At 68.4% G+C, this 12547-nt stretch carries 12 protein-coding genes; 3 read left to right on the forward strand and 9 right to left on the reverse strand.

Annotation, left to right across the window (positions count from 1 at the left end; all coding sequences use genetic code 11):
* Nucleotides 1-101: 101 nt before the first annotated feature.
* The 3 genes from ASD65_RS09510 (at nucleotide 102) to ASD65_RS09520 (ending at nucleotide 4954) form a co-directional block, all read left to right on the forward strand.
* On the forward strand, nucleotides 102-1697 hold the full coding sequence (locus tag ASD65_RS09510) for a molybdopterin-dependent oxidoreductase (protein WP_056224714.1): 1596 nt from the start codon (nucleotides 102-104) through the stop codon (nucleotides 1695-1697).
* Between the two features lie 138 nt (nucleotides 1698-1835).
* Entirely contained in the window at nucleotides 1836-3599 is a 1764-nt protein-coding gene (locus tag ASD65_RS09515; protein WP_082561893.1) for a dihydroxy-acid dehydratase domain-containing protein, read from the forward strand.
* The gene (locus tag ASD65_RS09520; protein WP_056221641.1) at nucleotides 3596-4954 is read left to right on the forward strand and encodes an FAD-dependent oxidoreductase; all 1359 of its coding nucleotides are present in this window, start codon (nucleotides 3596-3598) and stop codon (nucleotides 4952-4954) included. The genes ASD65_RS09515 and ASD65_RS09520 overlap by 4 nt, the downstream gene beginning before the upstream one ends.
* Nucleotides 4955-4996: 42 nt before the next feature.
* On the opposite strand, the gene ASD65_RS09525 is transcribed toward ASD65_RS09520, so the two are convergent.
* From ASD65_RS09525 to ASD65_RS09565, 9 genes are all read right to left on the reverse strand, one after another.
* Nucleotides 4997-5842 carry an IclR family transcriptional regulator domain-containing protein gene (locus ASD65_RS09525; RefSeq protein WP_056221644.1) on the reverse strand — a complete coding sequence of 282 codons (846 nt, stop codon included), beginning with the start codon at nucleotides 5840-5842 and terminating at the stop codon, nucleotides 4997-4999.
* A 36-nt stretch (nucleotides 5843-5878) separates the two neighbouring features.
* The gene (locus ASD65_RS09530; protein WP_056221647.1) at nucleotides 5879-6673 is read right to left on the reverse strand and encodes an ABC transporter permease; all 795 of its coding nucleotides are present in this window, start codon (nucleotides 6671-6673) and stop codon (nucleotides 5879-5881) included.
* A gap of 1 nt (nucleotide 6674) precedes the next feature.
* Complete coding sequence (locus tag ASD65_RS09535) at nucleotides 6675-7487, reverse strand: ABC transporter ATP-binding protein (protein WP_082561894.1); 813 nt, start codon at nucleotides 7485-7487, stop codon at nucleotides 6675-6677.
* A 96-nt stretch (nucleotides 7488-7583) separates the two neighbouring features.
* Nucleotides 7584-8663: an ABC transporter substrate-binding protein gene (locus ASD65_RS09540; protein ID WP_056221652.1), complete on the reverse strand. Its 1080-nt coding sequence runs from the start codon at nucleotides 8661-8663 to the stop codon at nucleotides 7584-7586.
* An 88-nt stretch (nucleotides 8664-8751) separates the two neighbouring features.
* Nucleotides 8752-9219: an aconitase X swivel domain-containing protein gene (locus ASD65_RS09545; protein ID WP_056221655.1), complete on the reverse strand. Its 468-nt coding sequence runs from the start codon at nucleotides 9217-9219 to the stop codon at nucleotides 8752-8754.
* On the reverse strand, nucleotides 9216-10499 hold the full coding sequence (locus ASD65_RS09550) for an aconitase X (protein WP_056221657.1): 1284 nt from the start codon (nucleotides 10497-10499) through the stop codon (nucleotides 9216-9218). Before ASD65_RS09550 ends, ASD65_RS09545 begins: the two co-directional genes overlap by 4 nt.
* Nucleotides 10500-10547: 48 nt before the next feature.
* A complete protein-coding gene (locus tag ASD65_RS09555; RefSeq protein WP_056221660.1) occupies nucleotides 10548-10802 on the reverse strand; it encodes a hypothetical protein in 255 nt (84 codons plus the stop codon).
* Nucleotides 10799-11917: a hypothetical protein gene (locus tag ASD65_RS09560; RefSeq protein WP_156378825.1), complete on the reverse strand. Its 1119-nt coding sequence runs from the start codon at nucleotides 11915-11917 to the stop codon at nucleotides 10799-10801. The genes ASD65_RS09555 and ASD65_RS09560 overlap by 4 nt, the downstream gene beginning before the upstream one ends.
* 2 nt (nucleotides 11918-11919) lie before the next feature.
* On the reverse strand, nucleotides 11920-12459 hold the full coding sequence (locus ASD65_RS09565) for a UGSC family (seleno)protein (protein ID WP_056221666.1): 540 nt from the start codon (nucleotides 12457-12459) through the stop codon (nucleotides 11920-11922).
* Nucleotides 12460-12547: the final 88 nt, after the last annotated feature.

Below are 12547 nucleotides of genomic sequence, written 5' to 3' on the forward strand. Positions count from 1 at the left end.
CGGATGGACGCGATCGATGAAGGGCGGACGGATGCCGCGGCATCCGTTTTCGCCGTTCCAGGACGGGTGTGACCCGGCGCGCGTAGGCTCGACGCGTGGCGATGCCCGCAGTGAAGGCGCGCCGCCTCGACGGCGCTCTCGCCGGGGTGGCGGCCGTCGTGCTGGGCGCGGGGGTGGGCGAATTGTCCGCCGCGATGCTGTCCCCCGGCGCGAGCCCGTTCGCCGCGATCGGCTCTGCGCTCATCGACCTCGCCCCGGCCTGGGCCAAGGAATCGGCGATCGCTCTGTTCGGCACGGCCGACAAGATCGCGCTGCTGACCGGGATGGGGATCGTGCTGCTGCTCGCGGCGGCCGTGGCGGGGATGCTCGAGCAGCGGTTTCCGCCGTGGGGCATCACGCTCGTCGTCGTGGTGGCGGCCGGCGGCGGCGTTGCGGCGATGACCCGCGCCGACGCCGGGCTGCTGTCGTGGATCCCCTCGGCCCTCGCCGGCATCACCGCGGCCCTGACCCTGTCCTTCCTCCTCCGCCGCTCCCGCGACCGCGCTCGCGCCTCGCGAGACGCGGCGAACGCGACCAAAACCGACCCGGGTACAACCGTTGGCCACGTTTCGGGCGAAGGAGCCGGAGTGGACCGGCGGAAGTTCCTGCTGTGGAGCGGCGGGGCGATCGCGGTCGGGGTGCTCGCGACCATCGGCGGCGCCGCGCTGCGGGCGGGGGCGCGCAGCGTCGAGGCCGTCCGCACGGCGATCCGGCTCCCGTCCCCGGCCACCACGGCACCGGCGATTCCGGCGGGCGCGGAGCTCAGCATCCCGGGCCTCGCGCGGGTGATCACGCCCAACGGATCGTTCTACCGCATCGACACGGCCCTGCTCGTGCCCCAGGTCGACCCGGCCGACTGGAGCCTGCGCATCCACGGGCTCGTCGAGGAAGAGGTCACTCTCACCTGGGCCGAGCTTCTCGCGCTGCCGCTCGAGGAGAGCGTCACGACGCTGACGTGCGTGTCCAACGAGGTCGGTGGCGAACTGATCGGCAACGCGCTGTGGCTGGGCTACCCGATCCGCGAGCTGCTCGCCCGCGCCCGACCGACGGCGAGCGCCGACATGGTGCTCTCCCGCTCGGTCGACGGGTTCACGGCGTCCACTCCGCTCGAGGTGCTGACCGACGGACGCGCGGCGATTCTTGCTGTCGGGATGAACGGCGTGCCACTCCCGCCCGAGCACGGCTTCCCGGTCCGGATGGTCGTCCCCGGCCTGTACGGCTACGTCTCCGCGACGAAGTGGGTCACCGAGCTCGAGGTCACGAGGTTCGCGGATGCCACGGCCTATTGGACCGACCGCGGCTGGTCCGAGCGCGGTCCGATCAAGCTCGAGTCGCGCATCGACGTCCCCCGCAAGGCGCAGGGGCTGAAGGCCGGCGACACGGTGATCGCGGGAGTCGCCTGGCAGCAGGGCGTCGGCATCGCGGGGGTCGAGGTGCAGATCGACGACGGCCCGTGGAAGGGCGCGACCCTCGCGACCGCGATCTCGAACGACACCTGGGTGCAGTGGATGCTGCCGTGGACGGCGACCGTCGGCGACCACCTGTTGCGCTGCCGGGCGACCAGCAAAGCGGGCGAGCTGCAGACCGAGGCGCACGCCGACGTCGTGCCCGACGGCGCGACCGGCTGGCACGAGCGCTTCATCACCGTCTTCGAGTAGGAACGGTCGACGGGAGTCCGGCGCACTGCCACGTTCGCTCAATGTACGCATTGCGTCCGCATGATCGCAATGCGTACACTTGCCATGTCGCGCATCCCATTCCGTGAAGCGCCGACACCGCACGAAACGAGGACGATGATGCCCGAAACGACAAGCGATGCCCCCCGAGCGCTGCGCAGCAATCTGCCCCCCACCTCAGCACTGGGCATCGCCCGGCGAGCGCAGTGGCGATCGCTCGGCATCCCGGTCGAGGACCTCACCAAGCCCAAGGTCGCGATCGTCAACACATCGTCCGAGCTGGCCGCATGCTTCGCCCACCTCGACGAGATCGCCGTCGCGCTCAAGGCAGAACTGCGCACGCTCGGCGTGCTCCCGTTCGAGATCCGCACCGTCGCCCCCAGCGACTTCGTCACGAGTGCCGGTCGCGCGGGCCGCTACATCCTGCCGAGCCGCGATCTGATCGTCAACGACATCGAGGCGGCCGTGGAGGGCGCGAAGCTCGACGCGATGATCTGCCTCAGCTCGTGCGACAAGACCACTCCCGCGCACCTCATGGCGGCCGGCCGCCTCGACATCCCGACCGTGATCATCCCGTGCGGCTACCAGCACTCCGGTCTGGCCGAAGGGCGCGAGGCCGATGTCGAAGAGGTGTTCCTGCTCGCGGCGAAGGCGGCCGTGACCGGCGAACCGACCGATCACCTCGAAGAGCTCGCCGACGATGCGATCCTCGGCCCAGGGGTATGCGCCGGACTCGCCACCGCCAACTCGATGCACATCGTCGCCGAGGCCCTCGGCATGGCGGTGCCCGGCGCAGCGCCGGTGCGCGCGAACAGCGAACGGATGTGGGATTCGATGCGCCGCTCGGCGGCCGCCCTCGTGGACCTCATCGAACGCGACATCCGTCCGCGCTCGATCATCACCGACGGGTCGATCCGCAACGCGGTCCGCACGATGCTCGCCGTCGGCGGCTCGATCAACACGATCAAGCACCTGCAGGCCATCGCCGTCGAGGCCGGACTCGACACCGACGTGTGGGAGGCGTTCCGCACAATGGGCCGCGACACTCCGCTGCTCGCGTCCGTCCGCCCCAACGGCCCGTGGCTCGTGGAGCAGTTCGAAGACGTCGGCGGTGGCGCGACCGTCCTCCGGGAGCTGCTGCCCCTCCTCGACGGCGACCAGCTGACCGTCACCGGCCGCACCGTTGCGGAGAACGCAGCCGCTGCGGCGCCCGCCGACGGGGAGATCATCCGCCCGATCGGCGACCCGTTCGGCACCGACCCCGCGATCGCGGTGCTCCGAGGCACCCTCGCACCCGGCGGTGCCGTCGCCAAACGCCCGGTCCCGGATCCTGGACCACGTCGCTTCACCGGACCCGCCCGCATCTTCGGCAACCGGGAAGAAGCCATCGCGGGAATCTCGAACGGCCGGCTCCGCGCCGGTGACGTGGCGGTGATCCGGGGCATCGGTGTCGCCGGGGCCCCCGGCATGGGGCTGACGAGTGCGTTCATCTTCGCGCTGCACGCCAAGGGCCTCGCCCACAGTGTCGCCCTGGTCACGGACGGCCAGTTCAGCGGACTGGTCAACCAGGGGATGACGGTGGGCGAGGTGTCGCCGGAGGCAGCCGCCGACGGGCCGCTGGGGCGGGTGCAGGACGACGACATCATCGACATCGACCTCGCATCCGGCCGGCTCGACCTTCTCGTCGACCCATCCGTGCTCGCCGCCCGACCGTCGTATGCACCGCCGGCCGACCGCGACAGCGGTGGCGGGATGCTCGACCAGTACGAACAACTCGTCCAGCCGCTGGGCTGCGGCGCAGTGCTCTGCGCCCGGCCGGCCGGACCTTGCCTCACGGATGCCGCGGCCGCCGCATCCCTCACCCCCCTCACGGAGCACGCATGAGCAACGACACCATCCACCTGCCCGCGAAGGACGTGCCGGTCATCGGCGAGTACGACGTCGTCGTCGTCGGAGGCGGCCCGGCCGGTCTGTTCGCGGCCACCGCGGCGTCACGCGCCGGGCGCTCCACGCTCCTGATCGAGCGCTACGGGTTCCTCGGCGGGGCCGGCACGATGGGCGGGCTCAGCACGTTCTGCGGTCTGCACGCACGCGTGTACGGCGAGGACCATCGCGTCGTACGCGGCTACTTGGACGAACTGCTCGACCGGATGGCCGCCATGGACGGTCTCAACGAGCCGCACCTGTCCGTGGACAACCGCATCCAGGCCCTGGCCTACGACATCTCGGTGCTGAAGATCGCCGCCGACGAACTCGTCCTCGCGGGCGGGGCCGAGCTGCTGTTCCACGCGTCCGTCGTCGACGTCGTCATGTCCGACACCGAGACGATCGACGCGGTGATCGTCGAGTCGAAGTCGGGTCGCGGCGCCGTGCGCGGACGGTTCTTCATCGACGGCTCCGGCGACGGCGACCTCGCCGCCTGGTCGGGTGCGCCGTACGAGCGGTCCGAGCACCTGATGTTCCCGTCGCTCATGTTCCGGATCAACGGCGTGCACCCCGACGAGGCCGGTGAGGCCTGGAAGACGATCCGCCGCATCATGGAGGACGCCGAGGCGGCCGGCACGCACCGCTTCCCGCGCAAGAAGCCCATCGTCCGTCCACAGCGCAACCCGCTGGAGTGGCGCTCGAACCTCACGCAGCTCTCGAACGCCGACGGTTCGGCCGTCGATGGCACGGATGTGCACCAGCTGACGCGTGGGGAGATCCAGGGCCGCCAGCAGGTGAAGGACACGTTCGCGTTCATCAAGGCGGTGACACCGGGCTTCCAGGACTCTTACGTCGTCGACATCGCCCCCTCGATCGGCATCCGCGAGACCCGGCGCATCGTCGGGCCATACCAACTCACCGAAGACGACGTGCTCGATTGCGCCGACTTCGACGACACGATCGGCGTGAACGGCTGGCCGGTCGAAGCCCACGTCGCCGGCGACGTCGACTTCCGTTTCGCTCCGGAGGACTCGCGCGGCTACAACCAGCTTCCGTATCGGATGCTGCTGCCCCAGGTCGTGGAGAACCTCCTCGTCGCGGGACGGTGCGCCTCGATGACGCAGGGCGGTCAGTCGTCCGGTCGCGTCACTGGTCCGTGCTTCGTGATGGGTCAGGCCGCCGGCATCGCCGCCGATCTGGCGCTATCCGGCGGCACCAGCGCGGCCGACATCGACATCCGCGAGCTGCAGTCCCGCCTCACGGCGACCGGCGCATATCTCGGCACGGACCTGCCCGCCCGCGTTCGGGTCTGACCCGACGCACACGTCGACCACGCGCCGGTAACCGGCGCGTGGTCAGCGGGAGGTCGTGCGGTAGAGCTGAGGGTTCGCGTTCCGATACGCGCGGGCCACGCGGGCGGCGGCATCGCGGAGGGCGGGCACGACGTCCTCGATGAGCGACTGCTCCGACGCGCGCACGGTCGTGGAGGAGACGGTGAGCCCGCCGACGGGCTCACCGTCGACGAGGATCGGGACCGCGGCGGCCACCATTCCGGGGTGCAGCTCCTCGACCGAGACGTCATAGCCGCGAGAGCGCACGCCCGCCAACCGCGCCTGCAGCACGGCGGGATCCGTGATGGTCTGGGGCGTGTGCCGTTCGAGCGGCGCCGTCGCGAAGTAGTCGTCGAGGGCCACCTCCGGCAGGCTCGCCAGCAGCACCTTCCCGAGGGCGGTCGCGTGCGCCGGCAGGCGCATCCCGACCCGCACCGCATCGGGCAGCGGGCGGCGGTCCTCGACACGGGCCACGTGGATCACGTCCGTGCCGTCGAGCACGCCGACGCTGCACGTCTCCCCCGTGCTCTCCACGAGGTCGCTCATGATCGGGTGGGCGATCTCGGGGAGGGAAGCCGCACCGAAGTACCCGGCACCGAGCTCGAGGATGCGGGGAGTCAGGCTCCACACCCCGTGCTGCGAGCGGACGTAGCCGAGGTGCTCGAAGGTCAGCAGGATGCGCCGCACCACCGGCCGGGGCAGTCCCACCTTCGCGACGATCTCGCTCGCGCTGAGGACGGCGTCGTGCCCGCCGAACGCGCGGAGGACCTCGATCCCCCGCTCGATGCTCTGGATGCGATCGCGTGACCTGTCATCCGCCATTGCCATGCCACCGTCCGGATACACCTGCGCTTCGCGTTGCGATCCCATCCTAGGGATCGCAACGCGAAGCGATCGAGATTCCCGCTAGGCGGTGACGTTGCGCAGCCCGTACACGGATTCGTGCCAGGGGATCACGAACCGCTTGGCCTCGTTCACGATGAGGTACAGGACGAGACCGATCAGCGACAGCAACAGGATGAGCGCGAACGTTCTCGCGGCATCCAGGGAGTTCATCGCCGAGACGACCATGTTGCCCAGCCCGTTGTTGCCACCGAGATACTCACCGACGATCGCGCCGATGGTCGCCAGCACGATGCCCACCTCCATGCCCGCGAACAGGTAGGGCTGGAGGCTTCGCACGTCCAGCTGCAGGAAGGTCTGCTTCTTGGTCGCGTTGAGGCTCTGCATCACCTCACGGTGCCCCTGCTCGATCGAGCGGACACCCAGCAGCACGTTCAGCATGATCGGGAAGAACGCCAGGAGCGCCGCCAGCACGATCTTGGACGTCAGTCCGAAGCCGAACCAGATCACGAACAGCGGGACGAAGGCGACCTTCGGGGCCACCTGGGCGATGACGATCAGCGGGCGGAGGCTGACTTCCAGCCACGGCACCTTGCCGAGCACCACGCCGACGACGACGCCCAGCACCACGGCGATCGCGAAGCCGATCACCACTTCGGTGACCGTCACCACGACGGCAGACCAGGTCTGCGGCTCGGACAGCAGCTGCACGAACGACTCGGCCACGGCCTGCGGCGGCGGGAAGATGAACGGGTTCACGTTGAAGAACGTCACGATCGCCCACCACAGGAAGACGATCAGGATCACCAGCGACGGCGTGACGATCCACGGGAGCATTTTCAGAGTTCGCGGGGTCATCTCAGTCCTCCTCGTCGAGGTCGTGGCGCAGCATCCGCACGATCTCGTTGAATTCCGGCGTCGTCTGCACGTCGACGGTTCGTGGCTTGGGGAAGTCCGCCGGAAGGATCTGACGGATGCGCCCGGGGCGCGGCGTCATGTGCACGACGCGGTCGGCGAGGAACACCGCCTCCGGGATGTCGTGCGTCACGAAGACGACGGTGGAATTGGTCTCGAGCACGATGCGCTGGAGCTCGAGATTCATGCGCTCGCGGGTGAGTGCATCCAGCGCGCCGAACGGCTCGTCCATCAGCAGCAGCTCCGGTTCGGTGCTGAGGGCGCGAGCGATGGCGGCACGCTGACGCATGCCACCGGACAGTTCCCGGGGGTATGACCGCTCGAACCCGGTCAGTCCGACGAGAGCGGCCAGTTCCGCGGCGCGGGCACGCCGTTCGTCCTTCGCGACGCCGCGCAGCTTCAACGGAAGCGCGATGTTGTCGAGCACCGAGAACCAGGGGAAGAGGTTGCTCTCCTGGAAGACGAATCCGAGTTTCGTCACGGCGGACGGCTCGACGTTGCTTCCGCGCCACAGGGACTTGCCGTCGACCTCGATCGTGCCGGCGCTCGGCGCCAGCAGGCCGCCGATCATGCGCAGGAGCGTGGTCTTGCCGCAGCCGGATCGCCCGATCACGGCGACGAACTCGCCGCGCCGGATGGTCAGGTCCACCCCGGATACCGCGTGCGTCACACCGGATTTGGTGTGGAAGTCGCGACCGACGTTCTGGATGTGCAGCCGCGGCTTTTCTGTGGTCGTGACACGTGGCGCTGGGGGCATGAGTGTCTCGTTCGTCATCGGGCGATACCTCTCGTGATGGGGGCCGTGCCCGTTCGGCCGGGAGCCGGCCGAACGGGCATGAGCGGGTGTGTGCGATCAGTCGGTCGGGAGATAGTCGTCCGTGATCCACTTCATCGGGTCCTGGCCGCCTTCGACCAGCCCGGACTTCGCGTACAGGTCGTAGGCGGACTGCCACCCTTCGAAGTCGTTCTCGAGGAGCTCGCGTTCACCCGTCTGATCGATCCACGTCTGACTCGTGTAGACCTCCAGGGCGGCCTTGGCGACCTTGTCGTCGTCGAGCGCGGCGAACTTGAAGTCCCCGCTGTCGCGCATGATCTTCAACACGTTCTCGAAGTCGTTGGCGGCGTCGTCGATGACGAACTGCGTCGCCTCCTTGATGGCGGCGAGGAAGGCCTCGATCTGCGCGAGCCGCTCCGGGTTCTCCAGGTTGGACTGCGTCGTGATCCACGTCTGGAGGTCGGGTGCGTCGCCGAGCCCGGCGTCGTCGATGACCGCGTCGTCGTTCTGTCCCTCGATCGCGATCGACGTGTCCAGACTCACGATGTAGCCGTCGAGCTGGCCCTGCTTGACGAGTTCGAAGGTCGCTCCCGTCACCGGGACCGCCTGGCGCGTCACCGAATCACGGGGCACATCGGCCGTGTCGAGGGCGAGGTTGAGCATCTTCTCGCTCGTCCCGCCGATCGAGCCCATCCCCATGACCGTGCCCTCCATGGCCTCTGTGGACTCGATGGGGTTGGAGTCGACGGAGACGACGCGCAGGTTCGACTTGTACGCCATCGTTCCGATGGCGACGATCGGCTGCCCCTTCTCCATCGCGGGGAAGACGTCGACGGTGCTGGCGCGGGTGATCGGGGTCGCACCGCCCAAGAGCGTCTGAATGGCTGCGGCCGTGCCCTGCACCGGCTGCAGCTGCACGTCCAGGCCGTGCTTCTCGAAGTAGCCGCCTGCGTAGGCGAACATCTCCGGGGTGAAGGTGAAGGACTCGAGCGGGAGGAAGGTGACGACGACCATCTTGGTGAGGTCTGCTTCGGGCGCTCCGCTGTCCGTGCTCCCCGGCGTCGCGCTGGGGCTCGCGCACGCCGAGAGGGCAAGCGCACCGGCCGCGACTGCGGCTGCGGCGACTCGCGCCCACCGCCGCTTCGGGGATCGTGTCATGTGGTCTGTCACGGCTGCTCTCATCATTCCTGACTCCTGTGTCGGATCGATTCTGCCCGCTGCATCGCGGGCGGCAGAATGAGTCTGCCTACTCGGGTGTGCGGCCTCTACGGACCTTTTCATTGGATGAAATGCCACTGCGCTCGGGTCGTGCGCTCAGGATGGTGATGACTCCTGAGTCTCCATCAACGCGGACGAGATCACCCGTCCGAATCGTCTTCAGCGGGTCTGGAGCCACCTCGACCACGGTCGGAACCCGTGTCACGATCGCGCCCAGCACCGCCTTCGTCGTCACCACCTGGAAGATCATCGCGGCCGGCGCGGTGCCCATGAGCCGGGTGCTCTGGAAGAATCCGGACCACCCCGATGAGCCCTTCGCGCCTGGGAATACGAGCACCTTCCCGGTGAAGCACATGCCGAAGAGCTCGTGTCGCGGCTCGATCACCGTGCCGGTGGCGACGTCGATGCCGCCGAAGCCCGAGATCGCGTCCCGGGTCACGAGAGCCTCCGCCTCCACGACGCCGGGGACGATGCCGCGCCCCTGCAGCTCCATCATGCGCGCAACCCGCCACGCCAGCGACCCGTCACGGCCGCATCGATGCACTCGTCGAGCGTGCCGAACCATGCCTCGATGCCCAGGATCGCCGGAAGATAGTGCGCCTGTTTGGCGGAGTCCGTCGCGAACACCCGTGTTCCGGGCGGGGCGGCCTTCGACATGGCCGGGCAGGAGTCGGTGAGGACGTGCCCGCCGGCCCTCGTGATGGTCCGCGTGTAGCCGTTGCGGTCGGCCATGGTGCGCAGCGCGTGGGGAGTCATTACCCACAGCTCGGTGTCGGCATGAAGTCGTCGACCCTCCAGGAGCTGCGCGATGCGCGCGACCTGATCGAGCGAGGCGTGCGGGCACCCGAGGAGGACGAAGTCGACTTCGGTACTCGTGCCCTGCCCGTTGAGCGTGTCGTACACCCAGCGACGTTCGCGCGCCCCGTAGGTGATCGGCTCGGGCACGATCGAACTGCCGAAGGCGGCCTCCAGGGTCGGCGCCTCCGGGGTGATCCCGGGGATGTGGAAGAGCTCGACGCCGCCCGAGGTGGCCGTCGCTGCGCCGAAGTGCTTGAGATCGGCCAGATCGGGCTGCATCAGCGATCCGACGACGGCGGGTCGGGCTTCCTCCACCGTCTCGCCCACGAAGTACCCGAACATCCCCCACTCCTGGAAGTTGTCGACGTCGACGTCGGCGCGCACCAGGTGCGTGGCGAAGCGGTTCTCCGGCAGATGATTGCCCCAGTACGGGATCTTCCCGGTCAATCCGGCCGCGCCGGTCGACGCCGACCCTTCGCAGTTGGTGCGCGCGCCGAGCACCGAGTTGGCGTAGACGACAGCCGAAGACTCCATCCACGCGCAGTGCTCTCCCCTGACCGGCAGGTTGCCGACCTGATAGGGCGTGCAGGTCGCGAGGATGTTGACTCCGCGCTCGCTGAAGTACGACTCCGCACTTCCCTGCAGCTCGATCGACGCCGAGGGATACGCGGACAGGCCCGCCGCATCCTCTCCGAATCCGTGCTGAAGCTGGCACGTCGGCACCTTCATTCGCGGGATCTCGATCTCTCGATCGCAGTCCAGGTTGATCACGGCGTACGCCCGCGCCCAGCCGCCCTCCTCCACGAGCTTGGCCTTCGCCGGGGATGGCTGAGTCATCGTGCCTGCGACGTTACGGGTGTCGACGAGTCGCTCGGCTCCGAGCGCCTCGCCGTACCGGATCAGCAGATCCATCGCCGCCGCGACGGCGTCGCCTTCGTCGCCGTCGCGCATCGAGCGTTCCTCGTCTGTGAGCTTCACGCTTTCCTCTCGTGGGCGGCGCCGGAGCGCCGCCCACTGTCGCCGCTTCTAGTGACCACCGGCAGGGAGCACGACATGGTCGAGGGAGTACGGCGTCGACTCGAGAGCCGAGGCCATGATCGCCTCTATCACCGGTTTCGGCACCAGGCAGTCGGCGCAGGCATCGGCTGTGGCATCGATGCGCACGACGACCGCCGCCTCGCCGGACAGCGACCAGCTGAGCACGTAGCCGTCCGTGGCCATCATCTCGGTGAACTGCAGCAGCGCTGCGTCCACCGTGGCGGAGTCGACGAGCTCGCTCATGCCGCGCCCCCGACCTTGCTGTACGAGAACGGGTTCTCGCGCGGCGGGTTCAGGGTGAAGATCTCGACGACGGCGGAGACACCGGCGTTGTTCGCACCGGCGACCATGATCTGGATGGAGCTCGGGTGGCTGAGGACGCGGACGAGGTCCGGCTCATCCGATCCGCTGGCAGTGTCCGGCATCGAGTCCGGGTGCTCGGACGACAGGCGCCACCGCGTCTTGTGCGAGAGTGCGTCCTTGCCCACTTCGACCAGCTCCGAGCGGTCACGCACGCTGTGCTCGAACACGAACGCGCGCAGGTCGTCCTTGCTCCACCCGGCCGAGGCGAAGACCTCGGCATGCTCGGGAACGAGCACCAGCAGGGCGCTCGTGTACTCGTGGATGAGCGCACCGGTGCGCCGGATGCTGTCGACGAAATCCATCGCGAGCTGCTCGGGCTCCATCGTGTGCCGAGCCTCGATGTGCATCACCGACCGGATCACGTAGGCGGTGACCACGCTGTCGGCGGCGTCGAAGCCGTACTCGGTGTGCAGCGGCGGCCAGGGGCTCTGCTCCTCGTTCTCGGCGATGCACGAGGAGTACTTGGCCGGGGTGCCCTGCGTCGCCTGGTCGAGCTTGTGCGGGTGCAGGCCGAACACATTGATGCAGCCGAGGCGGATGGCCCGACCGATGGTCGCATTCGCCCGGAAGCCGGACCCGAAGATGTTGCCCTGGCTGTTCAGATCGATCTCGTGACGGATGGGGCCGTTCACGACCAGGAACGGTGCCGTGCCGGTGGTGCTCTGCCAGATGCCGCGGGCCGGGTGGGGCTCCTGGGCGATCGCCTCCCACGCGGCGACGACCACCGGGAAGTACTCGGGAAGGCAGCCGGCCATGGCGGCGTTGATCGCCGCCAGCCGGATCGTGAGGTGCCGATTCAGGTGGGTGATCGTGAAGAGGACCTCTTCGGGATCGCGCAGCACGGTCGCCAGGAATCGGTCGAGATAGGACTCCGTGACCGGGACGACCGGGAGCCCGTCGGTCCACTCCTTCGTCCAGTAGTACTCCAGAACCTCGCGAAGTCGATCGACTTCCACTTCGGGTACAGAGGTGTCATTCAGTGTCGTCGTGCTCATCATCAGCCTTCCACTCCCAGGATTCGCAGTACTTCGGGCATCGCGGTCAGCGCGCGCTCGCGCACCTGCTCGGCGGTCAGGCTGGCCATCGGATGCTGGACGGCATAGAAGTCGAAGCCCGGAAAGCCCTGCACCTGCGCCATCGCCCGCCCCGACATCAAGAACGAGTCGGAGGTGATGCTGACGGTCGGTACACCGGCGCGTTCGAGGAGGATGCCGTCGGCCACAGTCGCTGCGCTGCACGATCCGCAGTCGCCCACTGCCGTGATCACGACATCGCATTCCTCGGCGATCTGCTCCACGAGGGCCTGGCTGAGCGGCGTGCCGAAGTAGTCCTTCGTGTACAGCTTCGCCTCGCCGGCGCCATGGAGGGTCTGCAGTTCCCGCGCGATCTCGTCGAGCAGCATGGTCGCGTTCGGCTTCGTGTTGTCGAGAAGACCGATGGTCAGTCCTCGCAGGCTCACGGGCCGGGGGGAGAGCGTGCTGTCGAGCGCGCCGTCCTCCATCCCTGTCGGGTCGAGCAGAAGCTCCTGGGTTGCCATTTCGATGCTCCTCGTATGTCACGGTGCTGGGTGCGGACCCAATATGGCATTTCGCGAATCACTCTCCCCAGCCCGAATTTCACCAGTC

Source organism: Microbacterium sp. Root61, from assembly GCF_001427525.1.
GTDB lineage: Bacteria > Actinomycetota > Actinomycetes > Actinomycetales > Microbacteriaceae > Microbacterium.

Bases quoted from the DNA above. Each gene is read 5' to 3' on its own strand.
- ASD65_RS09510 (WP_056224714.1), top strand. From the start codon at position 102: ATGCCCGCAGTGAAGGCGCGCCGCCTCGACGGCGCTCTCGCCGGGGTG.
- ASD65_RS09515 (WP_082561893.1), top strand. From the start codon at position 1,836: ATGCCCGAAACGACAAGCGATGCCCCCCGAGCGCTGCGCAGCAATCTG.
- ASD65_RS09520 (WP_056221641.1), top strand. From the start codon at position 3,596: ATGAGCAACGACACCATCCACCTGCCCGCGAAGGACGTGCCGGTCATC.
- ASD65_RS09525 (WP_056221644.1), bottom strand. From the start codon at position 5,842: ATGGGATCGCAACGCGAAGCGCAGGTGTATCCGGACGGTGGCATGGCA.
- ASD65_RS09530 (WP_056221647.1), bottom strand. From the start codon at position 6,673: ATGACCCCGCGAACTCTGAAAATGCTCCCGTGGATCGTCACGCCGTCG.
- ASD65_RS09535 (WP_082561894.1), bottom strand. From the start codon at position 7,487: ATGCCCCCAGCGCCACGTGTCACGACCACAGAAAAGCCGCGGCTGCAC.
- ASD65_RS09540 (WP_056221652.1), bottom strand. From the start codon at position 8,663: ATGACACGATCCCCGAAGCGGCGGTGGGCGCGAGTCGCCGCAGCCGCA.
- ASD65_RS09545 (WP_056221655.1), bottom strand. From the start codon at position 9,219: ATGATGGAGCTGCAGGGGCGCGGCATCGTCCCCGGCGTCGTGGAGGCG.
- ASD65_RS09555 (WP_056221660.1), bottom strand. From the start codon at position 10,802: ATGAGCGAGCTCGTCGACTCCGCCACGGTGGACGCAGCGCTGCTGCAG.
- ASD65_RS09560 (WP_156378825.1), bottom strand. From the start codon at position 11,917: ATGAGCACGACGACACTGAATGACACCTCTGTACCCGAAGTGGAAGTC.
- ASD65_RS09565 (WP_056221666.1), bottom strand. From the start codon at position 12,459: ATGGCAACCCAGGAGCTTCTGCTCGACCCGACAGGGATGGAGGACGGC.